This is a genomic window from Frateuria sp. sgz306004, assembly GCF_057750885.1.
This window is the reverse complement of sequence record NZ_JBYLFE010000005.1, coordinates 436,745-459,911: the sequence shown is the minus strand read 5'-3', so window position 1 is coordinate 459,911 and position 23,167 is coordinate 436,745. Positions and strand designations below refer to the sequence as shown.

The following is a 23,167-nucleotide window of genomic DNA, read 5'->3' as shown; positions in this document are numbered from 1 at the left end:
TCGGGCGGAACGCCGCCTGTTACGATGCGCGGCCTGAGACGTTGTTTTGGAGACCGCGATGCGCGGCCAGATTATTCTTTCGCACGGCTCGGACTCCGGTCCGGACGCCACCAAGGTCAGTGTGCTGGCCGCTTTTGCCCAGAACCTGGGCTGGCAGACCCAGCGCCCCGACTACCGCGAGGACGACCGCAAGGGCCACGCCGGCTCGGTCGACCCGCGCCTCGAACGCCTGGTGGGGGCCATCGATGCCCTGTCGGCGCCGCCCGTACTGGTGGGGTCGAGCATGGGCTCGTTCGTGTCCGGCCTGGCTTCGCTGCAGCGCCCGGTGGCGGGCCTGTTCCTGCTGGCCACGCCCAGCGAGATTCCCGGCTACCGCCAGGCCTTCGATACGGCCGACGGCGTGCCCACCGTGCTCTACCACGGCTGGCGCGACGACGTGTGCCCGGTGGAGGGCGTGTACGCCTTCGCCGGTCGCCGCCGCCTGCCACTGATTGTGGTGGACGACGACCATCGCCTGAGCGACAGCCTCGACCGCATTGTCGAGCAGTTCGGCTTGTTTCTCGCCCAGTGGAACGCGGCATGAGCGCCTTCTTCGCCACTTGCCCGAAGGGCCTGGAATACCTGCTGCGCGACGAATTGGTCGCGCTGGGCGCCGAGGACGTACGCGAATCGCTGGCCGGCGTGCATTTCGCCGGCACGCTGGAAATGGCCTACCGCGCCTGCTTGTGGTCGCGTCTGGCCAGTCGCGTGCTGATGCCCCTGGCCGAGTTCGATGCCGCTACCGACGACGCGCTTTATACGGGCGTGCAATCCATCGACTGGTCGCGTCACCTCGCGCCGCGCGCCACGCTGGCGGTGGACGCCAATGCCTCGCAGAGCAAGCTCACCCATACCCAGTTCATCGCCCAGCGCGTGAAAGACGCGGTGGTGGATCAGTTCCGCCAACGCGATGGCTCGCGTCCGGACGTAGACCCCGATGAGCCGGACGTGCGCATCAACCTGCGCTTGCGCCGCGATCGCGCCACGCTGTCGCTGGACCTGGCTGGCGCGCCGCTGCATCGCCGCGGCTGGCGCGAGCTGCAGGGCGAAGCCCCGCTGAAGGAAAACCTGGCTGCCGCCATGTTGCTGCGTGCGCGCTGGCCGGAGATCTACGCCGAAGGCGGCGCGCTGCTCGATCCCATGTGCGGCTCGGGCACCTTGCTGATCGAAGGTGCCTGGATGGCGGCGGATGTCGCGCCGGGTCTGCATCGTGAGTACTACGGTTTCCTCGGCTGGGCGCAACATGACATCGCCGTGTGGCGCAGCCTGCTGGACGAAGCGCGTCAGCGCGCCGAAACCGGTCTGCGTGCGTTGCGCAGCTGCTTCTTCGGCAGCGACGCCGACCCGCGCATGGTGCAGACGGCCAAGCGCAACGCGCAGGAGGCGGGCGTATCTGGCTTCCTCACGCTGGACAAGCACGACGCCACCCACGTCTCGCCGCCGCCCGGTTTCACGCGCGGCCTGGTCATCACCAATCCGCCGTATGGCGAGCGCCTGGGCGATCGTGTCGAGATGCCGCGCCTGTACCGTGCGCTGGGCGAATCCCTGCGCGAGCGCTTCGCCGGTTGGCGCGCTGCCGTGCTGGCGGGCGATGCCGAGCTGGGTCAGGCCATTCCGTTGCGTGCGGAAAAGAAATACGCGCTCTACAACGGCGCACTCGAAACCCAGTTGCTGATCTTCGAACTGCATACCCGCAGCGAAGCACCGCGTGAAGCCAAGCCACTCTCCGAAGGCGCGCAGATGCTGCGCAATCGCCTGGAGAAGAATCTGCGCCACTTGCGCAAGCGCCTGGAGCGCGAGGGCATTCACTGCTGGCGCGCCTACGATCAGGATTTGCCCGAATACGCCGCCGCCATCGACGTGTACACCACCGTCGCCGGTGTGCCGTGGCTACACATCCAGGAATACCGCGCACCGGCGGAGATTCCCGCCGAGACCGCCCGTCACCGTCTGCGCGAGATCGTGCGCGTGGCCGGTGAAGTACTGGACGTGCCGCGCGAACGCATCGCGCTGAAAACGCGCGAGCGCGGCAAGGGTGGCTCCAAGTACGGCCAGTTCGACCAGCGCGGCGAGTTCATCAACGTGGACGAGGGCGGTCTGACCTTCCAGGTCAATCTCACCGACTACCTCGATACCGGCTTGTTCCTTGACCATCGCCTGGTGCGCGCCAAGTTGCGCGAGCTGGCCAAGGGGCGCCGCTTCCTGAATCTGTTCGCCTATACCGCGACGGCCAGCGTCTATGCCGCCGCTGGCGGCGCGCGTGACACCACCAGCGTGGACTTGTCCGCCACCTATCTGGAATGGGCATCGCGCAACTTGGCTTTGAATGGATTCACCGGCGCCAAGCACCGCCTGGTGCAGGCCGATGCGGTGAGCTTTCTCAAGCAGGATCGCGAACGCTACGGCCTGATCTACGTCGATCCGCCGACGTTCTCCAACTCCAAGCGCGCCGACGACTTCGATGTGCAGCGCGACCACGTGGCGCTGTTGCTGGCCTGTGCCGAACGCCTGGCACCGGGCGGCGTGCTGGTGTTCTCGAACAATTTCCGACGCTTCAAACTGGATCGTGAGGCGCTGAATGAACGGTTCAGGATCGAGGAGTGGACCGTGCCCAGCATTCCCTTCGACTTCACCCGCCGTTCGGACATTCACGGCTGTTGGCTGCTGCACTCCCCCGAGCCCAAGGCACCGCAGGAATCGCCCTGGGGCGGCAGTGTGAACCACGTCCGAAATCAGGGTAGGCGATAGGCCGGTTCACGCGTTTTACTCAGTGCGGATTCAGCGCGAAAGTCACAGCATTGATCCCGGCAAAGAGCGATGGGGGAGCCTACCAACCCGCCATCGGAATCAAGCCTCCCTTGGGAGACAAACTATGAATAAGTCCAAGCTTTCCACCGTCAAGCGCGTTGCGCTGGCTTCCGTCATGCTCGTCGGCTGCGCCGCTGTGGCGCCGGCATTTGCGGGTCATGTGAGCCTGAACGTGGGCATCGGCCTGCCGGTGGTCGGCGTTGGCTATTACGCCCCGGCCCCGGTGGTCTATGCACCGCCGCCGCCGCCGCCGCCGCCGGTCTACTACGCCCCGGCTCCGGTGGTGTACGGCCCGCCGGCTCCCGTGTACTACGGCCCGGCCGTGGGCGCGACCGTCGTGGTGGGTGGCCGTCCGGGTTACTACCATCACGGTGGCTATTACTACCGCGACGGCTATCGTCGTTACGGCCACTAAGCCGCAACGTTCGCAGCAGCGCATTGAAAAAGCCCGGCCTTGGCCGGGCTTTTTCGTTCTCTGTGTGAGCGTTACGGTTGTGTGCCGTGCTGCGTGGCCTTGGCGCCAAGCGCCTGGAATCGCGACTTGTCGATCTTCATGATGGATTGCACGGCGCAAGGCGGCTGGCTGCGTGAAGACACGCTCTCGCCAGCCTCGCCGCATAACGCGCCCATGCCGGCCGCCATATTGGATTGGTTGGCGTGAAAGCGCAGGCTCTGACCTATTCCCAGTTGCGGACATTTGGCCTGGAGCTTCACCTCGTAATGATCGGGGCCCGTGCGTGCGATCACCGTCTGCGCGTCTACCACGTACCACTCATTGATGCGGTCGGGGCGCAGGCACTCGCTGATGGGGCGCAGCGGGGTATAGGCGGGAGTCTGCTCGGCGGCCCATGCGCCGAAGGATGCGGCGGCCAGCGCACCGGCAAGCAGCAGGGAAGTCCTGGTTTTCATACGGTCACCTCACTGTGGGAAGGGACGCCCTTCGGATAACGCGCGGCGAGATATCCGGCGTACAGGCTTGTAAAGACTCTGCCATCGGCGCATCACGCAATGTGAACGGTTGGTTGGGCAAGGTGCGCGAATGTTCCGAACCGATGGTCTGGCGGTGAAGCTTATCTTGAGTCATATGAGCAATAAGCGTGCTTTCGCAGGGAGCGGGAGGCCAACATGACCTTGGCACCGTCGGCCTTGAAAGCCGAGGCCCTTCTACAGCGTTTTCGCCATATTCGCGCACGCAGCGCGGCCTTGTGCGCCCCCTTGAGCGCCGAGGACATGATGGTGCAGTCCATGCCCGACGCCAGCCCGGCCAAGTGGCACCTGGCGCACACAACCTGGTTCTTCGAACAGTTTGTGCTGGAGCGCGAGGGGGATTACCGCTCGCCACACGCGGAGTGGCATTACCTGTTCAATTCCTACTACCAGTCGGTGGGGCCGATGCATGCGCGGCCTCGTCGCGGGCTGCTCTCCCGTCCGAGCGTGCAGCAGATAATGGACTATCGCGAGCACGTGGATGATGCCGTGTGCGAGCGACTGCAGCGCGGCATGGGTAGTGCGTTGCTGGCGGCACTGGAGTTGGGGCTGCATCACGAGCAACAACATCAGGAACTGTTGCTCACCGACATCAAGCATGCGTTCTCGATCAATCCCTTGCAGCCGGCCTATGTGTCGCGTCTGGCTGCGTCCACCAGCGTGTCCGCGACGGCATTGGACTTCGTCGAGGGACAGTGCGGTATCGGTGAGATGGGTCACGATGGTGCGGGTTTTGCCTTTGACAACGAGTCGCCGCGCCATCCGGTGCTGTTGGCACCGCATGCGCTGGCCAACCGGCTGGTGACGAATGCGGAATACGCCGCGTTCGTTCATGACGGCGGTTATCGCGAGCCTTCGTTGTGGCTGTCCGACGGCTGGGACACGGTGTGTCGAGAGCAGTGGTCGCGTCCGCTCTATTGGCATGACGATTTGGCGAGCGAGTTCACTCTCGCTGGTGTTCAGGCCATCGACCCGCACGCGCCGGTCAGTCATGTCAGTTATTACGAGGCGGATGCCTTTGCCCGTTGGGCGGGGGCGCGCCTGCCGACCGAGGCTGAGTGGGAAAGTGCGGCCCAGAAGCTGCCGGTGCGCGGCAATCTGCTCGACGAGCAGTGCTTTCATCCTCGCGCCGCGTCGCCGGAGGGCGGCTTGCTACAGATGTTCGGCGATGTGTGGGAATGGACCGCCTCGCCATACATCAGCTATCCCGGCTTCCGCCCGCTGGCGGGCTCGCTGGGCGAATACAACGGCAAGTTCATGTGCGGCCAATGGGTATTGCGCGGCGGTTCCTGCGTAACGCCACGTGACCATGTGCGCGCGAGCTACCGGAATTTCTTCCCACCCCATGCACGTTGGCAGTTCATGGGCATTCGATTGGGGCAAGACCGATGACCATGCAAGCCTTCGACCTCCGTGACGACGACCGTCGTCCGCCCGTCGACGACCTTACCGGAATCGTGCAGCGTGGTTTGCGCGCGCAGCCCAAGCGATTGCCGTCCTGGCTGTTTTACGACGAGCGAGGCTCGCAGTTGTTCGAAGCCATCTGCGAGCAGCCGGAGTATTACCTGACACGTTGCGAAATCGCGCTGATGCAGGCCCATGCGGCGGAGATGGCCGAGGTGCTGGGCGATAACGTGCGCCTGGTTGAATACGGCAGCGGCCATGCGATCAAAACGCGCATGCTGCTGCAACATCTGCGCTCGCCGGTGTCCTACGTGCCGGTGGAGATTTCGGCCGAGCCGTTGCGTGCCTGTGTGGAGGTGCTTGGGGAGCAATTCCCGGCGCTTCCCGTGCAGCCCCTGTCAGGCGACTTCACCCGTGCCCTGCGCCTGCCGATTCCGCCGAGAGCGCCGCGTCGTACAGTGCTGTACTTCCCGGGCTCCACCATCGGCAATTTCGAAGCACGCGATGCGGCGGACTTGCTGCGCAAGATGCGCAGCGAGATGGGCGACAACGGCGGCATACTCATTGGCGCCGACTTGAAGAAGGACACGGCGACGCTCGAAGCCGCCTATAACGATCGTGCCGGGGTCACCGCCGAGTTCACCCTCAACATGCTGGTGCGGCTCAATCGCGAGATCGGTTGCAACTTCGACCTGGCTGCGTTTCGCCATCGCGCGCACTACAACGCCATGGCGGGGCGCATCGAGACCTTCCTGGTCAGTGCGCGCGAGCAGCGCGTGCGGGTGGGGCGCCAGCAGGTGAATTTTGGCGCTGAAGAGGCCATGCAGGTGGAGTACAGCTGCAAGTACTCACCTGCTGACTTTGCGGCGCTGGCCGCGCGCGCCGGTTTACAGGTAACGCATGCCTGGAACGACCCCCAGCGCATGTTCGCGGTGTACTACCTGGAGCGTGCCAGTGTGGTCGCTCCGGCGCTGGACTGAACACGTTCGATATGGGATCGATCCGGCACGGGGCCTGAAGCCCCGGCCGGGTCGCATTCGTCATCGGCGGGTCTAGGGGCTGAACACCAGCACCAGGAATACCGCGAACATCGACAAGTGCACCGCACCTTCCAGCATGGTGGTTCGCCAGCCAGAGAAGGTGTTGCTGCTGAGGATCAGTGTGGAGGCCAGCAACACGATGCTGGCGGGCGGAAGCCCCAGCACCACGGGTTTGCCGGTGAACAGGCCGATGGCCAATACCGCCGGCACCGTCAGGCCGACTGTGGAAGCTGCGCCGCCCAGGCACAGATTGATCGCTCGGGTGAGCTGGTCGCGTCGGATCGCGATGAGCGCTGAAAGGCCTTCCGGCGTAAACACGAGCATGGCGATGATGATGCCGCCCAGCGAAGGCGGGGCGCCGGTGGCGGCAATGCCGTAGTCCAGCACCTTGGCCAAGCTCTTGGACAGGATGACGATGGGCAGGATGTTCACCAGCAGCAACACCACGTGCATGGCCATCTCGCCCTTGCGCGGCTTGCGTGGTGGCGGCGGCAGCTCTTCCGGCACGTTGGCGTCGGTGTCCGAGCGGGGCGCGACGAAGTAGCCCTTATGGCGACCAGTCTGCAGCCACAGAAACACGCCGTACATGGCGATGGTGAGAATGGAGAAGCTCACCGCCTGGATGGGTGTGAGCGTGCCGTCGGGTGTGGATGCGGTGAAGTTGGGCAGCACCAGCGCGATGGTCGCGAGCGGGATGATCACGGCCAGATACGCGGTGGCGCCATGCAGGTTGAACGCCTGCTCATGGTGGCGCATGCCGCCGATCAGCAGGCCCAGGCCCACCACGCCGTTGAGCACGATCATGAGCACCGCGAACATGGTGTCGCGCGCCAGCGTGGAGGTATCGCCCGCGCCCAGCATCACCGCCGAGATCAACACCACCTCGATAATCACGATGGATAGCGTGAGTACCAGCGTACCCACGGGCTCGCCCAGCAGGCCGGCCAGTTCCTCCGCCTCGTGCACCACGCCGAAGGACACCCACACGATCACGAAGAACAACCACGCGAACAGCGACAGGCCGATCTCGTGGCGGCTCAGGTGCGCCATCCAGTCCGAGCCGAACACCAGGAACAGGGCGACGGTGATCCAGGCGATGGCTGGGCGTATCAGCATCTTGGGGGTGAAGATCGGCGGGTCTTGTCCGGCGAGGGACGCTTCGTGGGCCATGGTGACTCCGGCTCTATGAGTTGTTGTTCGATGTGCCACATTGCCATGAAGGGCGTGTGGCCGGGCGAGCGGCGCAACGCAGGCGTGCCTGCCTCTCTCCCCATGGTATGCCGTTTTACGTTGCCGTTCGCAGCATCGTCAGTCGGTGATGGTCATTTCATGCGCTCAGCCGGCGTCCCGAGCCTGGCCGAGGGATTTCCTTCGGCCACCCATTCGGCCTCCGATTCGCGGCCACGCGCGCGCCAACGCGCCCCGGACAAAGCCGGGGTGCGAGGAAACGAGGGTTGAGGGGGCGGCACCCGAGCGACCGCCCGTAGGAAAGCAAGATCGAGAACGGGCCCTTAGGCCGGACGGCGGGCACCGAGTTGGATAAGCACTTCCTGCGCGGCGCGGATGCGCTCGGTGGCGCCCGGCAACTCCAGGTTCGCCTTGAGCTTGTCCTGGCCGTCGAGCTTGTACACGCGCGGCTGGCCCTGGATCAGGCGGATGATCGCCATGGGGTCCACTTCCGGCTTGTCGCGGAAGGTAATGCGGCCGCCGTTGGCGCCGAAATCCAGCTTGCGGATGCCCAGCGGCGTAGCCATGAGCTTGAGCGTGGCGACTGCAAACAACTGCTTCGCCGCATCGGGCAGCAGGCCGAAGCGGTCGATCATCTCCACCTGCAAGTCGCGCAGGTGCTCGTCGGTGCGTGCGCTGGCGATGCGTTTGTACAGCGTCAGGCGGGTATGCACGTCGGGCAGGTAGTCGTCGGGAATCAGCGCCGGAAGATGCAGCTCCACTTCCGTCTCGTGCTCGCTGCTCAGGTCGAAATCAGGCACCTTGCCGGACTTGAGTGCACGCACCGCGCGCTCCAGCAGTTCGGTGTAGAGGCCAAAACCGATTTCCTGGATCTGGCCGGATTGTTCGTCGCCCAGCAGTTCGCCCGCGCCGCGGATTTCCAGGTCGTGCGTGGCGAGGGTAAAGCCCGCGCCAAGCTCTTCCAGCGAAGCGATAGCCTCCAGGCGCTTTTCCGCGTCGGCCGTCATGGCCTTGCGGTCAGGTACCACGAGGTAGGCATACGCGCGGTGGTGCGATCGACCCACGCGGCCGCGCAACTGGTGCAGCTGCGCCAGGCCGAAGCGGTCGGCGCGGTTGATGACGATGGTGTTGGCGGTGGGAATGTCGATGCCGGTTTCGATGATGGTGGTGCACACCAACACGTTGAAGCGCTGGCGATGGAAGTCGGCCATCACGCGTTCCAACTCGCGCTCGGGCATCTGGCCGTGCGCGATGCCGATGCGCGCCTCGGGAATGAGTTCCTCCACCTCGCGCGCGGCGCGCTCGATGGTGTCCACCTCGTTGTGCAGGAAATACACCTGGCCGCCGCGTTGCAGCTCGCGCTGGAAGGCTTCGCGAATCAGTGCCGGTTCCCACGGTGAAATGAAGGTGCGTACCGCCATGCGATGCGCCGGCGGCGTGGCGATCAGCGACAGGTCGCGCAGGCCGCTCATCGCCATGTTGAGCGTGCGGGGGATCGGCGTGGCCGTCATGGTGAGCAGGTCCACTTCGGCGCGCAGCTTCTTCAGCTGCTCCTTCTGGCGCACGCCGAAGCGTTGTTCTTCGTCCACCACTACCAAGCCAAGGCTCTTGAATTTGATCTCTGGCGCGAGCAGCTTGTGCGTGCCTACGATCACGTCGATCTGTCCTTCGGCCAGGCGCTTGAGTGCCTCGTTCACTTCCTTGGTGGACTTGAAGCGCGAGAGCACGTCCACACGCACCGGCCAGTCGGCAAAGCGGTCGGCGAAGTTGCGGTAATGCTGCTGGGCCAGCAGGGTGGTAGGCACCAGCACGGCCACCTGCCTGCCGGCCGTGGCGGCGGCGAACGCGGCGCGCAGCGCCACCTCGGTCTTGCCGAAGCCTACGTCGCCACAAATCACGCGATCCATGGCGCGCGGAGCGGCCAGGTCGCCGAGCACCGCATCGATGGCCTGCAATTGGTCCGGGGTTTCCTCGAAGGGGAAACTGGCGCCGAATTCCTCCACCAGTTGGCGATCGATCGGCATGGATTCGCCGCCGCGCGCCTCGCGTTGTGCATAGATGGCGAGCAGTTCGGCCGCCACGTCACGCACCTTCTCCGCGGCCTTGCGGCGAGCGCGCTCCCAGGCATCGCCGCCCAGCGAGTGCAGCGGCGCGAGATCGGGCGAGGTGCCGGTGTAGCGACTCACCAGCCCCAGTTGCGCCACCGGCACATAGAGCTTGTCGCCCTTGGCGTATTCGATGGTGAGGAACTCGCCCTCCATGCCGCCCAGTTCCATGGAGACCAGGCCCTGGTACCGGCCCACGCCATGATCGACATGCACGATCGGCGCGCCGATGGTGAGCTCGGTCAGATCGCGGATGATGCTGTCCGGATCGCGCGCGGCGCCACGGCGGCGCTTGCGGTCGGTGCGCACACGCTCGCCGAACAGCTCGCGCTCGGTAAGCACGGTGAGCGCCGGCTCGTTCAGCGCAAAGCCCTGCTCCAGACTGGCGATGGTGATGGCCAGGCGCAGCGTGTCGCGGCCCTGCGCAAAGGCTTGCCAGCCGTCGATGGTGTCGGGTTTAAGACCAGCGCTGGCGAGTTGTTCGATCAGCGCTTCGCGTCGGCCGGCCGAGTCGGCGGCAATCAGCACGCGGCCCGGGTAGTTGGCCAGGAAGTGGCGCAACGAGGTGCCCGGTTCCTCGCCTTTGCGGTTGAGCGGCAGCTCGGGCGCCGGCTGGGTACCGCTGGGCAGCGCATGTTCGTGGCTGCTTTCCACCAGCTCCACGCGCAGGCGTTTGTTGAGTTGCTCGCGGAGTTGTTCGGGTGCCAGGTACAGCTCGGCCGGAGGCAGCACGGGGCGCTCGATGTCGTGCGCGCGCTGATCGTAGCGCTCTCCCGTCTGCGTCCAGAACTGTTCGGCCGCGTCGAGCGCGTTCTCGCCCAACAGGAACACCGCGTTGTCGGCAAGGTAATCGAACAGGGTCGCAGTCTGTTCGAAGAACAGCGGCAGGTAGTACTCGATGCCGCCCGGCGTCACGCCTTCCTTCATGTCCTGATAGAGCGGACAGCGGCGCACGTCGATGGGGAAGCGCTCGCGCAGGCGAGTGCGGAAATCCTTGGCAGCGCCCTCGGTGAGCGGGAACTCGCGTGCGGGCAGCAGCTTGATGTCATCTACCGGCTGCTGGGAGCGCTGGGTTTCCGGGTCGAAGCTGCGGATGGATTCCACCTCGTCATCGAACAGCTCGATGCGATACGGCTCGACGGCGCCCATCGGGAAAATGTCGATCAACGCGCCACGCACGGCGAAATCGCCGGGTTCGGCCACCTGCGGCACGTTGCGGTAGCCGGCCGCCTCCAGGCGGCGCTGCTCGGTGGCCAGGTCCATCTTCTGGCCCTTCTTCACCACCAGCCCGGCGCCCGTGATGTGACTCAGCGGTGCGATGCGCTGCATCAGGGTGGCGATGGGTACCACCAGCACGCCGCGCTGGGTATGCGGGAGCTGGAACAGCGTGGCGATGCGCTGGGAGACGATGTCCGGGTGCGGGCTGAACACGTCGTAGGGCAGGGTTTCCCAGTCGGGGAAATGCAGCACCGGCAGGTTGCCGGCAAAGATGCGCAGCTCGTCCTCCAACGCATGCGCGCGCTGCGTGTCACGAGTCACGGCCACCAGCAGGCCCTGGTGCGAGCGCGCGGCTTCGGCCACCAGCAGGGCGCGCGAGGAGCCTTGCGGCGATGCCCAGAAGCGGCGCTGCTTGGGCGTGGTGGGCAGGGAGGGGTGCGGAATCGTGTTCGCCATGCGTACGCCAAGGTTCGAGGGGCGCCGCCAGCGAGCCGCGCCAGGAAAGCGGGCAAGTGTAACGCGACCGCCCCGGCATGCCGGGGCGGTGCTTCACATCAGGGAGAGTGAGGGATCAGAGCTGCAGGGCGATCTGCGTGGTGCCCGGCTCGTCGGGGCTCAGGCGTCGCACGAAGCCCAGCTCCTTGCACAGCTGCAGCATCGGGCGGTTCTCCAGCAGCACGTAGCCCCAGATCTCGCTCAGGCCGCGGCGGCGGCAATCGTCCACCAGCCGCTGCATGAGCAGGGCGCCCAGGCCCTGGCGGGTCCAGTCGTGCTCCACCAGCACGGAGAACTCCGCGCTGTTGGCGGTTACGTCCACGTAGATGCGGCCCACGCCACGCAGCTCGGCGGGCTTGACCGTCTCGTCCATCAGCACGAAGGCGGTTTCCACTGTGGGGTCGATGCGGCACAGCCGCTGCGCCATGGGGTCGGGCAGCTCGGACATGCAATGCAGGAACCGGCGCCGGATGTCCTCAGGGGACAACCGGCCAAACTGGCGCTTGAGCGCCGCCACGTCGCCTGGCTCGATATCGCGCAGACGCAGTTCGCGGCCATCATGGGTGTGCACTACCTCGCCTTTGGGGGCCGGAACCAACTGCGGGCGGGCGTAGCGGTCACGACTGCGCGGCGGCGGGGTCGCGTGCCGGGGATGGGAAAGGTCGATGGCGGGGCTCATGGCCATACTTTACCGTATTGTGTGCAGTGCAACATGAACAAATTCCCTTCGTCAGCACGTTATTGGGCGGCGCTATGTCGCAGCGCATTGCGTTTTCTGCCGTTGGGATGACGTTGGGCTAGTTCTTCCCCTGCGTCACAATGCGGTATCGGGAACGCCGAGGCGTGGATGGAGAGTGAAGGGCATGGCTGCAGCGAAGAAAGGCATCACCCCGGACCAACTGGAGGCCCTGTGCGGGCACTGGCCGGGCGTCACGCGCGACATCAAGTGGGGCGAGGACTTGGTGTTTAGTGTCGGCGGCAAGATGTTCGTGGTGATGCCGGTATATGGCGGCCGCTTGTCGTTCAAGGTGGAAGACGATCGCTTCCTGGAGTTGAGTGACCAACCAGGTATGATCGCCGCCCCCTACCTGGCGCGCGCGCGCTGGATTTCGGTGGTCGAGCCGCAACGCTTCACCACGGCCGAACTATCCACGTTGATCGGCACGGCTTATGGCCTGATCCGCGCCAAGCTCACCAAAAAGATGCAGGCGGCCCTGGGCCCCTGGCCGCAGGAGTAACCAGTGAAGCAGTATCTCGGAAGCATCGCCCTGGTCGTGGCCGACTACGACGAGGCCATTGCCTGGTACACCCGCGTGCTGGGTTTTCAGTTGCTGGAAGACACCGACATGGGTGGCGGCAAGCGTTGGGTGGTCGTGCAGCCGCCAGGAGCAACCGAAACGCGCCTGCTGTTGGCCAAGGCCAGCACGGATGAGCAGCGCGCCCGCGTGGGCGATCAAACCGGCGGACGCGTATTCCTGCTGTTGCACACCGACGACTTCTGGCGCGATTACCAGCGCATGAGTGCAGCGGGCGCCGTGTTCTGCGAAGAGCCACGCGAAGAGGCTTATGGCACCGTGGTGGTGTTCCAGGACTTGTACGGCAACAAGTGGGATCTCTTGCAGCTCAAGTCGAGCTGAGCGCCACGGCGCCTAGTCCGTCACGTCCGGCTCGAAGAAACTCCAGCGGATATCCGGGAACTGGGCCTTCATGGCGCGCTCCACGTTGTTGATGCCCTCGATCAGCGTGCGTTGGTCGGGCGCGGGCGACATGCGTGCTTTTACCGCCACCATCACGTCCTGGCCCATCTGCAGGGTGATCAGGTTGAGCACCGCGTCTACCTCGGGACGTGCGTTGACGAAGGCGATGATCTGCTCGCGGCGTTTGGGTTCCACGCCTTGGCCGATGAGCAGGTCTTTCACTTCGCTCGCCACAGCAATGGCGACGATCACCAGCAGCACGCCGATAACGATGGTGCCCACCGCGTCATACAGCAGGTTGCCGGTGAGCATGGTGGCGACGACTGCCACCAGCGCCACCATCAGGCCGAGTAGCGCGGCGAGGTCCTCGCCGAAGATCACCAGCAGTTCGCTTGAGCGGGTCTCGCGGAACCAGCGCCACAGGCTGCGACCTTCGCGCGCCTTGTTCACTTCCTTGAGGCATCCGTGCATGGAAATGGACTCGGCCACCACGCCAAAGGCCAGCACGCCGATAGCCAGCCACGGCCATTTCAGCGGTTCCGGTTGGCTGAGCTTATGGATGCCTTCGTAGATGGAAAACATGCCGCCCACGCTGAACAGCAGTATCGCCACCAGGAACGACCAGAAATACAGGGCGCGGCCCCAGCCGAGCGGGTATTCGTCGGAAGGGGGGCGGCCGGCTTGGCGCATGCCGAACAGCAGCAGGCCCTGGTTGCCGCAATCGGCCAGCGAATGCACGGCCTCGGCCAGCATGGCCCCTGAGCCGGTCACCAACGCAGCCACCAACTTGCTGACGAAAATAGCGAAGTTCGCGCCGAGCGCGAGCAAGATAGCCCTGAGCGAATTGGCCTGACTGGACATCGCGCCTTCCCCTGGAACGAAGGCGGCAGTGTACCGGCTGAGAGGCCGGTGTCGATGCGCTTGCCGTGTCTTGTTATCCGAACGGCGCGAGGCCGTTCGGATGATGGTGGATCAGCGGATGCCCACGCCCAGGCCCAGGCCGAAGCTCACGTTGGATCGGCCGCTTTGCATTTCGGCCGCCGTCCAAACATGCGATTGCGCCACGCTCACCAGCGGGAACACATAGTTGGCTTGGCCCACGTTGCCGGCGCGGTTGCCGGTAAGGCGGCCAGCCAGCGTCACCAGCGAGCCGGAAGGATAGTTGTACGGTTCGACGTAGCCCGGCATCACGGCAATGAAGCGGCCCCAGCCACCGTTGTCGTCGACCTTGGGGCGCTGCGAGTTATCCAGTGGATAACCCACAATCTCCACTTCGCTATGGTCGGGCAGGTTGCGCACTTCGACCACGCGGCCACCCCAGATGACATCGGCGTTGGCGTAGCGCTCAGGCGTTTGCGCCACCATGTTGGGCGCCACTGCCACAGTGCTGGTCGTGGGCTTGTAGATAGGCGCCGGTGCACAAGCCGACAGGGCAAGCAGACTGGCCGGAAGGAGACCTTGGCGAATCAGTTTGGCGAGGCGAAGGGACATGGCGGTCTCCGGCAAACGGGTAGCGATATGTCCAGCTTAACGGGCCACACCGGTCGCCGGTAGACAGCCGTGCCTGAGGATGCGGTGGGTTCAGCTGGCGGTGTCTTCCACCAGCCAGTCCAGGCGCCATTGGGCGGGGCGCTCCTGCGACAGCAACTTCGCCATCGCCCTCAGGGGCTCGCGCAGCGCATCGTCCAGCTTCCAAGGCGCGTTGAGTACCACCATGCCCGAGCCGTTGAGCCGCAGCGGCGAGTCGTCGCCATGCACCAGCAACTCGGCGCGAAGCACGCGTCGGGCGCCGCAGCGTTCCAGCCAGCGATGGAAGGGTTGCACCTGACTGCGCAGCTTGATCGGATACCACACCGCGTAGACGCCGGTGGGCCAACGCTCCAACGCCGCTTTCAGTGCCTGCTCGATCACGCGGTACTCCGCCTCCTGGGCTTCATACGGCGGGTCGATCAGCACCAGTCCGCGCTTTTCTTTGGGCGGCAGCAGAGCCTTCAGAGCTTCGTAGCCATTGCGCTGGTGCACGTGCACGCGTTTGTCGTGATGAAAGAGTTCACGCAAGCGCACGGCTTCCTCCGGATGCAGTTCGCACAGATGCGCGCTATCACCCTCGCGCATGGTGCGTGCGGCCTGCAGCGGCGAGCCGGGATACAACTTGAGCCCATGCTCGTTGCCAGGCAGCTTGAGAATGCTGTCCAGCCAGCGGCGCAGCAGCGGCGGTAGCGGCCCGGCATGGCCGTTGCCGGCATGCAGGTCGGGAAACAGCAGTCGCGCGATGCCGTCCTTGTACTCGCCGGTCTTGCCCGCTTCGGCGCTATCCAGTGCATAGCAGCCACTGCCCGCATGCGTGTCGATGTACGCGAGCGGCGTCGCTTTGGCCTGCAGTGACTCGATGAGGGCGAGCTGCACGGTGTGCTTGAGAACGTCGGCAAAGTTGCCGGCGTGATAGGCGTGGCGGTAGTTCATGAAGACGGGACGCGGCGATATGTGATGCTCGAGTATAGGGTAGGGCGAGGCCCGGCTCGTCGGATGCGCCTGGTCAACGGCAGCTTTGAGCGCTTCCCAACCTTGGTGCGGCGCTGGCTTGAGCCACCAGGCCGGTGTGCGACAGGGCCTGCCCGGCGCCGGTGACCGGCTGAGGCCCCGTGGACCCTCCTCAAGAGTTGAGCCACCTCTTTCGCGCGACTATCCTCCGGGCATGACCCGCTCTCCATTCCGCCACCTTCGCCACTGCCGCGCGCTGTTCGCGCTGGCGTTGTGCGCGTGGCTTGCGCTGGCCAGTGCGGTCTGGGCTCAGCAAACCGACTGTTGTGCATCCATGGATTCCGTTGCCGGCATGGTCGGCATGTCGCATGGCACGAGCGGTCACCACCACGACGCAGGGCAGACCGACACGGTCATGCCTGACAACTGCTGCTCGCACGCTGCGCTGTACGCGCCCGTCATCGCGGCGACCAAGCTGCCGCAGGCAGCTCCGGCTCAAGCCATTTGGCGGGTTTATCGCCAGGTGCCGCCGCAGCCCGCCGACGAACCACCTTTGCGACCACCGCTCGTCTAGATCGCCATCCAAGGTAAGCAACCGACCAGTCGGTGGATTCGACGCGCCCTTTGCAAAGGGTGCGAATGACGGAGCAAGAACATGAGCAAGCAAGTCACGCGCGGCTTCGAGCCGTCGCGACGACGTTTCGTGCAGGGTTTGGCGCTGGGCGGCGTAGCTGCCGGGCTGGGGCTATGGCGCACCGATGCGTTGGCCCGGGCCCTGGCACCACGTGCCGAGCTGAGCGGCACGCAATTTGAGTTGGAAGTGGGCGAGTTGCCGGTGAGTTTCACCGGGCGCCGCCGCGTCGCCACCGTGGTGAATGGACAGTTGCCCGCGCCGCTGTTGCGCTGGCGGCAGGGCGATACGGTGACCTTGCGCGTGCGCAATCGCCTCAAGGTATCCAGCTCCATTCATTGGCACGGCATTGTGCTTCCCGCGGATATGGATGGCGTGCCCGGCCTGAGCTTCGACGGCATTCCGGCGGGTGGCGAATACGTCTATCGGTTCACGGTGAACCAGGCGGGCACGTACTGGTATCACAGCCATTCGCGCTTCCAGGAGCAGACCGGCCTGTACGGCCCCATCATCGTGGAGCCACGTGGTGGCGAGCGACATGCGGCGCAGCGCGACTACGTGGTGATGCTCAACGACTGGACCGATCTCGACCCCGAAACCATCTACGGCAACCTCAAGAAGCAGAGCGACTACTACAACGTCGGCAAGCGCACCGTGGGCGATTTTCTGAGCGATACCAGCCGGGAGGGCGTGGCGCGCGCATTGGCCGATCGGCGCATGTGGAACCAGATGCGCATGGACCCGACCGACCTGGCCGACGTGTCTGCGGTTGCCTATACCTACCTGGTCAATGGCCGCACGCCCGCCGGCAACTGGACCGGCTTGTTCGATGCAGGCGACAAGGTGCGCCTGCGCTTCATCAACGGCTCGTCGATGACGTTCTTCGATGTGCGCATTCCGGGGCTGAAAATGACCGTGGTGGCCGCCGACGGGCAGCCGGTGGAGCCGATCAGCGTGGATGAGTTCCGCATTGGCACGGCGGAAACCTATGACGTGATCGTGCAACCCAGCGCCGATCGCGCATGGACCATTTTTGCGCAGAGCATGGACCGCACCGGCTACGCCCGAGCGACCCTGGCACCACGGCCGGGCATGAGCGCCGATGTGCCGTCGCTCGATCCGCGCCCGCTGCTGAGCATGGGCGACATGATGGGCAGCATGGATCATGGTGCGATGGACCACGGCGGGATGAATCACGACAGGCACCACGACATGAGCGGCATGGCGATGGGTGCCATGCCTGGCATGGCTGGCATGTCGATGCCAACGCCAGCGGCATCGGTACCCCTGCCCACCGGGCTGGAGGTGGATATGCGCGTACCCACGCCCCGCAGCAACCTGGACGATCCGGGCGTCGGCTTGCGCGACAACGGCCGGCGCGTGCTGAGCTATGCAGACCTTCATGCCGTCGACGCGCCCATTTCGCCCGCGGTGGATCGGGAGATCCAGCTTCGACTCACGGGCAACATGGAGCGCTATCTGTGGTCGTTCGACGCCACGCGATACTCCAAGGCCGAGCCGCTGCGCCTGCGTCACGGCCAACATGTGCGCATCGTGCTGAACAACGACACCATGATGACGCACCCGATTCACCTGCACGGCATGTGGAGCGAGCTGGAGGCACCGGACGGCAGCTTCCAGGCGCGCAAGCACACGCTGGTGGTGCAGCCCGCGCAGCGCGTGAGCTATCGCGTCAGCGCCGATGCACTGGGGCGCTGGGCTTACCATTGCCATCTGCTCTATCACATGGAAGCGGGCATGTTCCGCGAAGTGGTGGTGGCATGAAGGCGAAGCGTTACATGTGGGGCCTTGTCGCCTGGCTGCCGCTGGCGGCCTGGGCGCAGGACATGCCCACGAATGCCGCGCAGGATGCCCATGCGGCGCACGGCGCGTCGACATCGAGTGATGCAACACCGATGGATCTCAGCACCAAGCAACATGCGGCAGTGAGTCATGACGACATGAATCACGACGACATGAGCCACAGCGACATGAGCCACAGCGACATGAGTCACGCGACGATGGGGCACGACACGCCGAGCAGGGACGCCAGCGCCTTGCCGCCCAACGATCACGTGCCGCCGCCACCGCCGGGGCAGGTCATGCACGACATGTCGCCATCGGCGATGGCCGACATCATGCAGATGGATGACGCGGCGCCCACCGGCATGTGGTTGTTCGATCGCCTGGAACGCACGCGCAGCACCGGAGGCAACTACGCCAACGCCTGGGAGGCGCAAGGCTGGTGGGGTGGCCCCATCGACCGTTTGTGGCTCAAGACGGAAGGCGAGCGAGACGGAGGTGGCACCCAGGATGCTCGAGCAGAAGCGCTGTGGGGCCACGCCTGGACGAGTTTTTGGGATACCCAGCTCGGCGTGCGCCACGACGTTGGCCAAGGCCCCAGTCGCACCTGGCTGGCGGCTGGTGTGCAGGGTCTGGCGCCGTATTGGTTCGATACGCAGGCCACGCTCTATGTGGGCGAGCAGGGCCGCACCGCCTTGCGCGTGGAAACCAGCGACGAGCTGCTGTTCACCCAGCGGCTGATTCTGGAACCCAAGGTGGAGGTGAACTTCTACGGCAAGGACGATCCGCAGCGTGGCGTGTCGTCCGGTCTATCGAACCTGGAAGCCGGGTTGCGGTTGCGCTACGAGTTCAGCCGCAAGTTCGCGCCCTATGTAGGCGTGAACTGGACGCGCCGTTTCGGCTCGCTTTCGGGCTTACCCGGTGAATCCGCGTGGCATGCCCGCGAAACCACGTGGGTCGCGGGCGTGCGGATGTGGTTCTGAGCGCGGGGCGGCGCATGCCGCCCTGCGTTATCCGTCAGTAGGCCACGGTAATGCGCTGGCGGCGCACGTCGTTCTTCTCGATGCGATCGAGCAGGGCCACCGCGTAGTCAGCCACTGTGATGTGGCTCTTGCCGTTGGCGTCCAACAGCAGCTGGTCGCCGCCCACGCGGTAGTGACCCGTGCGGGCGCCGTCGTCGATCAGTGCGGCCGGGCTCACGTAGGTCCAGTCCACATCGGACTGGCTGGCGCGGAAGGTGTCGAGCGCCTCGCCCTGCACGGTGGCTTCGGTCTTCCAGGCCGCGGGGAAGTTGGGGTCGTCCATCACGCGCACGCCCGGCGCGGTTTCCAGCGAACCCGCGCCACCCACCCACAACAGGCGCTTCACGCCAGCGCGCGGCAGGTTGTCCAGCAGCACGGCGGCATGGGCCGGAATGCTTTGGGGGTTGCTGTCGCGACGCGGCGACAGGCTCGCCACCACGGCGTCGGCACCGCGCACGGCATCCAGCCAGGTGTCGGGCTTGGCGACGTCGCCCGTCACCACGGTGAGCTTGGCGTTCTGGGTGGAGAGGCGCGAGGCATCACGCACGATGGCAGTGACCTGGTAGCCACGGGAAAGCGCTTCATCGAGGATGCCGTGGCCGATATGACCGGTGGCGCCGAACAGGGCGATCTTCATGCGGTAATGCTCCAAAAGGGGATGGGGAAAGCCGCCAGACCATGACGCGCTCGGTGTGAACGCACCGCCTTGGCGACCGGCGAGGTGCATGATGCGCCGCTGGACCGTCCAGATAAACGCACCAACGTGGAATTCACTGTAAAGTTTGACTTGACAGTGAGGTGCACCATGGCGGGCGACATCAATCTCAATCGACTGGCGGTGTTCGTGGCGCTGGTGCGCGCGGGCTCATTTACCGCTGCCGCCGAAGTGTTGGGGATGACCAAGGCCATGGTCAGCCAGCACATCGCGCGGCTGGAGCAGGAACTGGGTGTCACGCTGCTGCTGCGCAGCACCCGGCGGATGACCCTCACCGAAGCCGGTGTCGCCTTTCATGCCGATTGCGCGCGCATTCTGGAAGAGACGGAGGCGGCCATTGCCCAGGTGGGTCGCAGCCAGGACAAACCCAGTGGCACCTTGCGCCTCACCGCCACCGGCGACTACGGCACGGCGGTGGTGGCACCGGCGCTTGCCGAATTCATGCGCGCCAACCCGCAGCTTCAGGTAGACCTGGCCCTGGCCGATCACGTGAGCGACTTGATTGCCGAACGCTTCGACCTCGCCATCCGCATGGGACGCCTGCGCGATTCCAACCTGCGTTCCGCGCGGCTGGATGGGTTTCGTCAGCTGGTGGTGGCCTCGCCCGCTTATCTCGCCCGCATGGGCGAGCCGCGTACCTTGCAGGAGCTGTCGGCGCTGGATTGGGTGGCGCTGGCGCTGTTGTCCTCGCCGCTACGCTGGACCTTTACCGCACCCGATGGCTCGCGCCGCACGGTGCGCATGCGCCAGGCCGCGCAGGCCAATAACGTGGCCGCCGCGCACGCATTGGTGATGCATGGCGCGGGCGTCAGCATCCTGCCCGATTACCTTGTCACCGACGATGTACGCGAAGGCCGCCTGGTGGTGTTGCTGGCGCAATACACGCTGCCCGAATGCGGCATCTATGCGGTCTACCCGGGGCGCCAACCGCCCGCCAAGGTGCGCGCTTTCATCGATCACCTGCGCGCCTGGCTGAGCAAGGTCGGCGCTTAAGGAAACGCTGATTTTGATCGTCATCCCAGCGAAGCTGGAAGCGCCTTTCAACAGCCGAAGGGCTGGTCATCCAGTGCCTGTAAATCGCTGAATGTAACGGCACTGGATTCCTGCTTCCGCAGGAATGACGGACAAGAAGTCGATTTCCGCAGGAATGACGGACAAGAAGTCGATTAATCAGACCTTCCTTAAGCGGTTTACCCTTGGAAGATAAAGAACAGATAGGCCGCGAACAGGATCAGGTGCACCGCGCCTTGCAGCACGTTGGTGTGGCCGCTGGAGAAGGTCACCAGGCACAGCATGAGGGTGAGCACGAACAGGGCAAGATCGGTGTGCTGCAGGCCCAGTACGATCGGATGGGCCGTGAGGTGGCTGATCAGGAGGATGGCCGGAATGGTCAGGCCGATGGTGGAAAGCACCGAGCCCAGGAAAATGTTCACCGAGCGCTGCATGTGATTGCGCCGGGCGGCGCGCACGGCGCCCACGGCTTCGGGCGTGGCAACCAGTACCGCCATGCTCAAGCCGGCCAGCGCGGCGGGCTTGCGCAAGGTCTCCACCACGTAATCCACCGGGTGGGCGAGCTTCTCCGCCAGGTACACCACCGGCACCATGTAGGCGATCAGCAGGGCCGCATGCATCAGCGTGGCGGCCACACCCCGCGAGCGCGGCTCGGATGGGTCGTGATCGTGCAGCGTGCCGGCAAAGTACGAGCGATGACGCCGTGTCTGCAGGCCAAGAAAGGCGACATAGAGGCCGACCGAAACCACGGCGACGAATGTTTCCTGCGCAAACGAAAGCGTCGGGCCGGGCGTAGTGGTGGTGAAGTTCGGCATCACCAGGGCGAGCACGCCCAGCGGAATCACCACGCCGAGGTAAGCATTGGCGCCTTGCAGGTTGTAGTGCTGTTCGCGGTGCCGCCAGCCGCCGGTCAACAAGGATAGCCCCACCATGCCGTTGAGGATGATCATGGTGACGGCGAACAAGGTGTCACGCGCGAGGGTGGGGTTGTTGTCCCCGTGCAGCATGATCGCGGTGATGCTGATGACCTCGATCGCGGTGATGGACAGCGTGAGTACGAGCGTGCCGTAGGGTTCGCCCAGCAGTTCGCCCAAGTGTTCGGCATGACGCACCACGGCGAGCGCGGAACCCAGGATCACCGCGAACAGCCAGGCGAAGATCACGACCAGCCAAGCCGGTCGATCCAGCCCCGCGAGCAGGCGCGGCCCGTACAGCAGGAACGCCGCCATGGTGGCGGCGCTGATCGCAAGAAACCACTCGACCCGCCACCGGGTCGACCAACGGCTGGCTGTCATCGCTGGCCCCCTCGGCCACCTGGAACGCGCCCGAACAACCCCTGAGCGCAGGCTAGCCCAGTCAGGTTCAACGCGAGGTGTTTTGGAGGGCTGGCGTGCCCTGCGCCAGTCGCTAGTCGACCATGCCGTGGCTTTCGGCCGTGCCAACCAACTCCGGTTGGCTGGGCGGATTCTGGCGGCGGGTCAGCAGCGGGTGGATGAACACGGCCGCGAGGATCACCGCCACGCCGGCATAGAACCAGCCATCCAGTTCGCGTTGCTCACCCAGCAGAAGGATGGCGAGCACGATGGCGTAGACCGGCTCCAGGTTGGTCACCATCTGGGTTCCGAAGGCGCTCATGTGGCGCAGCGCCACCAGGGCCAGCGCGAAGGGCAGCAAGGTGCAGCCGAACGCAAGCAGGGTGAGCAGGGCACCGTCGTGCAGGCTGGGCAGCACGAAGGCGGGTCCGGCATGCGGCAGCAGCGGCGCCAGTGCGGTGAGGAACAAGGTGCCCGTGCCCAGCTCAAGGCAGGTGACGGTGAGCGGATCACCGTGCTCCACCAGCCGCTTGTTGAAGGCGCCGAACAGCGCCACCAGCAGTGCGGACAGGGCGCCCACCGCGATGCCGGCGCGCATGTCCACCGGCACGCCGCCCACCACCATCGCCACGCCGGGCACCACCGCGACGCCGATCAGCAGCTCGCGCGGGTCGAACTTGCGCTTGGCGATCCATGGCTCCACCAGCGAGAGGAACACCGGCCCCAGCGCGATGCAGGTGGCGCCTACCGAGGCGTTCGCCAGTTTGATGGCGGCGTAGAAGGTCAGCCAATGCAAGGACACCAGCACGCCAATGCCCGCATAGGCCCAGCGCAGGCGCGTCGGCATCGCCTTGAGCCCACGCCACACCTTGGGCACCAGCAGCAGGGCGGCGGTGACCATCAGCATGCGCCACCACACGAGCGGCAACGCCGGCAGGGTGATGAGCTTGCCGAGGATGGCGGTGAAGCCCCAGAGCAGAACGCAGAAGTGAATCTGCCAGCGGGCCTTGGTAACGGGTTGCATGTACGGACATCGGCGGGGAACGGGGAGGGCCGCATTTTAGGCGAGCCCGCGGGGCCCGTCATGCGCGCGAACGTTGTCGCCTTCGGTCGGGTGACGGATGGCCGGCCGCGCCGCGGTGGTTGAATGGTTCAACGCGATGACGGATATCGAGCGGCGCTGCCTGCCGGGCAGTGGAGCTTTGCACTG

Annotated in this window: 21 protein-coding genes; 11 read left to right on the top strand and 10 right to left on the bottom strand. The window is 65.3% G+C overall.

Translation table 11 applies throughout. The features are described 5' to 3' along the window. The first annotated feature begins 58 nt into the window (after nucleotides 1-58). The 3 genes from AC3G2C_RS13500 (at nucleotide 59) to AC3G2C_RS13490 (ending at nucleotide 3,262) form a co-directional block, all read left to right on the top strand. Nucleotides 59-583: an alpha/beta hydrolase gene (locus AC3G2C_RS13500; RefSeq protein WP_488385134.1), complete on the top strand. Its 525-nt coding sequence runs from the start codon at nucleotides 59-61 to the stop codon at nucleotides 581-583. Next, nucleotides 580-2,787, top strand: coding sequence for a bifunctional 23S rRNA (guanine(2069)-N(7))-methyltransferase RlmK/23S rRNA (guanine(2445)-N(2))-methyltransferase RlmL (rlmKL, locus tag AC3G2C_RS13495; RefSeq protein WP_488385133.1), 2,208 nt, complete (start codon nucleotides 580-582; stop codon nucleotides 2,785-2,787). Before AC3G2C_RS13500 ends, rlmKL begins: the two co-directional genes overlap by 4 nt. Before the next feature lie 124 nt (nucleotides 2,788-2,911). After that, on the top strand, nucleotides 2,912-3,262 hold the full coding sequence (locus AC3G2C_RS13490; RefSeq protein WP_488385132.1) for a hypothetical protein: 351 nt from the start codon (nucleotides 2,912-2,914) through the stop codon (nucleotides 3,260-3,262). A gap of 71 nt (nucleotides 3,263-3,333) precedes the next feature. Here the strand turns inward: AC3G2C_RS13490 and AC3G2C_RS13485 are convergent, their stop codons facing one another. Beyond that, the gene (locus AC3G2C_RS13485; RefSeq protein ID WP_488385131.1) at nucleotides 3,334-3,756 is read right to left on the bottom strand and encodes a DUF6491 family protein; all 423 of its coding nucleotides are present in this window, start codon (nucleotides 3,754-3,756) and stop codon (nucleotides 3,334-3,336) included. Between the two features lie 216 nt (nucleotides 3,757-3,972). Here AC3G2C_RS13485 and egtB point away from each other — a divergent pair, with 216 nt between their 5' ends. Then, nucleotides 3,973-5,226 carry an ergothioneine biosynthesis protein EgtB gene (gene egtB, locus AC3G2C_RS13480; RefSeq protein WP_488385130.1) on the top strand — a complete coding sequence of 418 codons (1,254 nt, stop codon included), beginning with the start codon at nucleotides 3,973-3,975 and terminating at the stop codon, nucleotides 5,224-5,226. Then, nucleotides 5,223-6,218, top strand: coding sequence for an L-histidine N(alpha)-methyltransferase (egtD, locus tag AC3G2C_RS13475; protein ID WP_488385129.1), 996 nt, complete (start codon nucleotides 5,223-5,225; stop codon nucleotides 6,216-6,218). The genes egtB and egtD overlap by 4 nt, the downstream gene beginning before the upstream one ends. Nucleotides 6,219-6,290: 72 nt before the next feature. Here the strand turns inward: egtD and AC3G2C_RS13470 are convergent, their stop codons facing one another. The 3 genes from AC3G2C_RS13470 to AC3G2C_RS13460 all read right to left on the bottom strand — a co-directional run bounded on the left by AC3G2C_RS13470 (nucleotide 6,291) and on the right by AC3G2C_RS13460 (nucleotide 11,963). After that, on the bottom strand, nucleotides 6,291-7,448 hold the full coding sequence (locus tag AC3G2C_RS13470; RefSeq protein ID WP_488385128.1) for a calcium:cation antiporter: 1,158 nt from the start codon (nucleotides 7,446-7,448) through the stop codon (nucleotides 6,291-6,293). 341 nt (nucleotides 7,449-7,789) lie between these two features. After that, nucleotides 7,790-11,245: a transcription-repair coupling factor gene (gene mfd / locus AC3G2C_RS13465; protein ID WP_488385127.1), complete on the bottom strand. Its 3,456-nt coding sequence runs from the start codon at nucleotides 11,243-11,245 to the stop codon at nucleotides 7,790-7,792. 115 nt (nucleotides 11,246-11,360) lie between these two features. Beyond that, nucleotides 11,361-11,963: a GNAT family N-acetyltransferase gene (locus AC3G2C_RS13460; RefSeq protein ID WP_488385126.1), complete on the bottom strand. Its 603-nt coding sequence runs from the start codon at nucleotides 11,961-11,963 to the stop codon at nucleotides 11,361-11,363. 184 nt (nucleotides 11,964-12,147) lie between these two features. Between AC3G2C_RS13460 and AC3G2C_RS13455 the strand changes: the two genes are divergently transcribed. Both AC3G2C_RS13455 and AC3G2C_RS13450 read left to right on the top strand, forming a co-directional pair. Further along, entirely contained in the window at nucleotides 12,148-12,522 is a 375-nt protein-coding gene (locus AC3G2C_RS13455) for an MmcQ/YjbR family DNA-binding protein (protein WP_488385125.1), read from the top strand. 3 nt (nucleotides 12,523-12,525) lie between these two features. Next, nucleotides 12,526-12,921, top strand: a complete 396-nt coding sequence (locus AC3G2C_RS13450) for a VOC family protein (RefSeq protein ID WP_488385124.1) — start codon at nucleotides 12,526-12,528, stop codon at nucleotides 12,919-12,921. A 12-nt stretch (nucleotides 12,922-12,933) separates the two neighbouring features. Here the strand turns inward: AC3G2C_RS13450 and AC3G2C_RS13445 are convergent, their stop codons facing one another. The 3 genes from AC3G2C_RS13445 to AC3G2C_RS13435 form a co-directional block, all read right to left on the bottom strand. Beyond that, entirely contained in the window at nucleotides 12,934-13,842 is a 909-nt protein-coding gene (locus AC3G2C_RS13445) for a cation diffusion facilitator family transporter (protein ID WP_488385123.1), read from the bottom strand. Nucleotides 13,843-13,953: 111 nt separating this feature from the next. Further along, nucleotides 13,954-14,472 (bottom strand): Slp family lipoprotein, encoded by a 519-nt coding sequence (locus tag AC3G2C_RS13440; RefSeq protein ID WP_488385122.1) that lies wholly within the window; start codon nucleotides 14,470-14,472, stop codon nucleotides 13,954-13,956. A gap of 90 nt (nucleotides 14,473-14,562) precedes the next feature. After that, a complete protein-coding gene (locus tag AC3G2C_RS13435) occupies nucleotides 14,563-15,444 on the bottom strand; it encodes a 23S rRNA (adenine(2030)-N(6))-methyltransferase RlmJ (RefSeq protein ID WP_488385121.1) in 882 nt (293 codons plus the stop codon). Between the two features lie 352 nt (nucleotides 15,445-15,796). Between AC3G2C_RS13435 and AC3G2C_RS13430 the strand changes: the two genes are divergently transcribed. From AC3G2C_RS13430 to AC3G2C_RS13420, 3 genes are all read left to right on the top strand, one after another. Beyond that, nucleotides 15,797-16,036: a hypothetical protein gene (locus tag AC3G2C_RS13430; RefSeq protein WP_488385120.1), complete on the top strand. Its 240-nt coding sequence runs from the start codon at nucleotides 15,797-15,799 to the stop codon at nucleotides 16,034-16,036. Nucleotides 16,037-16,117: 81 nt separating this feature from the next. Beyond that, complete coding sequence (locus AC3G2C_RS13425; RefSeq protein WP_488385119.1) at nucleotides 16,118-17,878, top strand: copper resistance system multicopper oxidase; 1,761 nt, start codon at nucleotides 16,118-16,120, stop codon at nucleotides 17,876-17,878. After that, complete coding sequence (locus AC3G2C_RS13420) at nucleotides 17,875-18,879, top strand: copper resistance protein B (RefSeq protein WP_488385118.1); 1,005 nt, start codon at nucleotides 17,875-17,877, stop codon at nucleotides 18,877-18,879. Before AC3G2C_RS13425 ends, AC3G2C_RS13420 begins: the two co-directional genes overlap by 4 nt. Nucleotides 18,880-18,913: 34 nt before the next feature. Here AC3G2C_RS13420 and AC3G2C_RS13415 read toward each other — a convergent pair whose 3' ends face one another. Continuing rightward, entirely contained in the window at nucleotides 18,914-19,555 is a 642-nt protein-coding gene (locus tag AC3G2C_RS13415; protein ID WP_488385117.1) for an NAD(P)-dependent oxidoreductase, read from the bottom strand. A gap of 168 nt (nucleotides 19,556-19,723) precedes the next feature. On the opposite strand from AC3G2C_RS13415, the gene AC3G2C_RS13410 reads away from it, so the two are divergent. After that, nucleotides 19,724-20,626, top strand: a complete 903-nt coding sequence (locus AC3G2C_RS13410; RefSeq protein WP_488385116.1) for a LysR family transcriptional regulator — start codon at nucleotides 19,724-19,726, stop codon at nucleotides 20,624-20,626. Between the two features lie 197 nt (nucleotides 20,627-20,823). Here AC3G2C_RS13410 and AC3G2C_RS13405 read toward each other — a convergent pair whose 3' ends face one another. Next, nucleotides 20,824-21,939, bottom strand: a complete 1,116-nt coding sequence (locus AC3G2C_RS13405; protein ID WP_488385115.1) for a calcium:cation antiporter — start codon at nucleotides 21,937-21,939, stop codon at nucleotides 20,824-20,826. 112 nt (nucleotides 21,940-22,051) lie between these two features. Further along, nucleotides 22,052-22,981, bottom strand: a complete 930-nt coding sequence (locus AC3G2C_RS13400; RefSeq protein ID WP_488385114.1) for a DMT family transporter — start codon at nucleotides 22,979-22,981, stop codon at nucleotides 22,052-22,054. Nucleotides 22,982-23,167: the final 186 nt, after the last annotated feature.

Excerpts from the sequence above, each read along its gene's own strand:
- AC3G2C_RS13500 (WP_488385134.1), top strand. The coding sequence starts at position 59 with ATGCGCGGCCAGATTATTCTTTCGCACGGCTCGGACTCCGGTCCGGAC.
- rlmKL (WP_488385133.1), top strand. The coding sequence starts at position 580 with ATGAGCGCCTTCTTCGCCACTTGCCCGAAGGGCCTGGAATACCTGCTG.
- AC3G2C_RS13490 (WP_488385132.1), top strand. The coding sequence starts at position 2,912 with ATGAATAAGTCCAAGCTTTCCACCGTCAAGCGCGTTGCGCTGGCTTCC.
- AC3G2C_RS13485 (WP_488385131.1), bottom strand. The coding sequence starts at position 3,756 with ATGAAAACCAGGACTTCCCTGCTGCTTGCCGGTGCGCTGGCCGCCGCA.
- egtB (WP_488385130.1), top strand. The coding sequence starts at position 3,973 with ATGACCTTGGCACCGTCGGCCTTGAAAGCCGAGGCCCTTCTACAGCGT.
- egtD (WP_488385129.1), top strand. The coding sequence starts at position 5,223 with ATGACCATGCAAGCCTTCGACCTCCGTGACGACGACCGTCGTCCGCCC.
- AC3G2C_RS13470 (WP_488385128.1), bottom strand. The coding sequence starts at position 7,448 with ATGGCCCACGAAGCGTCCCTCGCCGGACAAGACCCGCCGATCTTCACC.
- mfd (WP_488385127.1), bottom strand. The coding sequence starts at position 11,245 with ATGGCGAACACGATTCCGCACCCCTCCCTGCCCACCACGCCCAAGCAG.
- AC3G2C_RS13460 (WP_488385126.1), bottom strand. The coding sequence starts at position 11,963 with ATGAGCCCCGCCATCGACCTTTCCCATCCCCGGCACGCGACCCCGCCG.
- AC3G2C_RS13455 (WP_488385125.1), top strand. The coding sequence starts at position 12,148 with ATGGCTGCAGCGAAGAAAGGCATCACCCCGGACCAACTGGAGGCCCTG.
- AC3G2C_RS13445 (WP_488385123.1), bottom strand. The coding sequence starts at position 13,842 with ATGTCCAGTCAGGCCAATTCGCTCAGGGCTATCTTGCTCGCGCTCGGC.
- AC3G2C_RS13440 (WP_488385122.1), bottom strand. The coding sequence starts at position 14,472 with ATGTCCCTTCGCCTCGCCAAACTGATTCGCCAAGGTCTCCTTCCGGCC.
- AC3G2C_RS13435 (WP_488385121.1), bottom strand. The coding sequence starts at position 15,444 with ATGAACTACCGCCACGCCTATCACGCCGGCAACTTTGCCGACGTTCTC.
- AC3G2C_RS13430 (WP_488385120.1), top strand. The coding sequence starts at position 15,797 with ATGGATTCCGTTGCCGGCATGGTCGGCATGTCGCATGGCACGAGCGGT.
- AC3G2C_RS13425 (WP_488385119.1), top strand. The coding sequence starts at position 16,118 with ATGAGCAAGCAAGTCACGCGCGGCTTCGAGCCGTCGCGACGACGTTTC.
- AC3G2C_RS13420 (WP_488385118.1), top strand. The coding sequence starts at position 17,875 with ATGAAGGCGAAGCGTTACATGTGGGGCCTTGTCGCCTGGCTGCCGCTG.
- AC3G2C_RS13415 (WP_488385117.1), bottom strand. The coding sequence starts at position 19,555 with ATGAAGATCGCCCTGTTCGGCGCCACCGGTCATATCGGCCACGGCATC.
- AC3G2C_RS13410 (WP_488385116.1), top strand. The coding sequence starts at position 19,724 with ATGGCGGGCGACATCAATCTCAATCGACTGGCGGTGTTCGTGGCGCTG.
- AC3G2C_RS13405 (WP_488385115.1), bottom strand. The coding sequence starts at position 21,939 with ATGACAGCCAGCCGTTGGTCGACCCGGTGGCGGGTCGAGTGGTTTCTT.
- AC3G2C_RS13400 (WP_488385114.1), bottom strand. The coding sequence starts at position 22,981 with ATGCAACCCGTTACCAAGGCCCGCTGGCAGATTCACTTCTGCGTTCTG.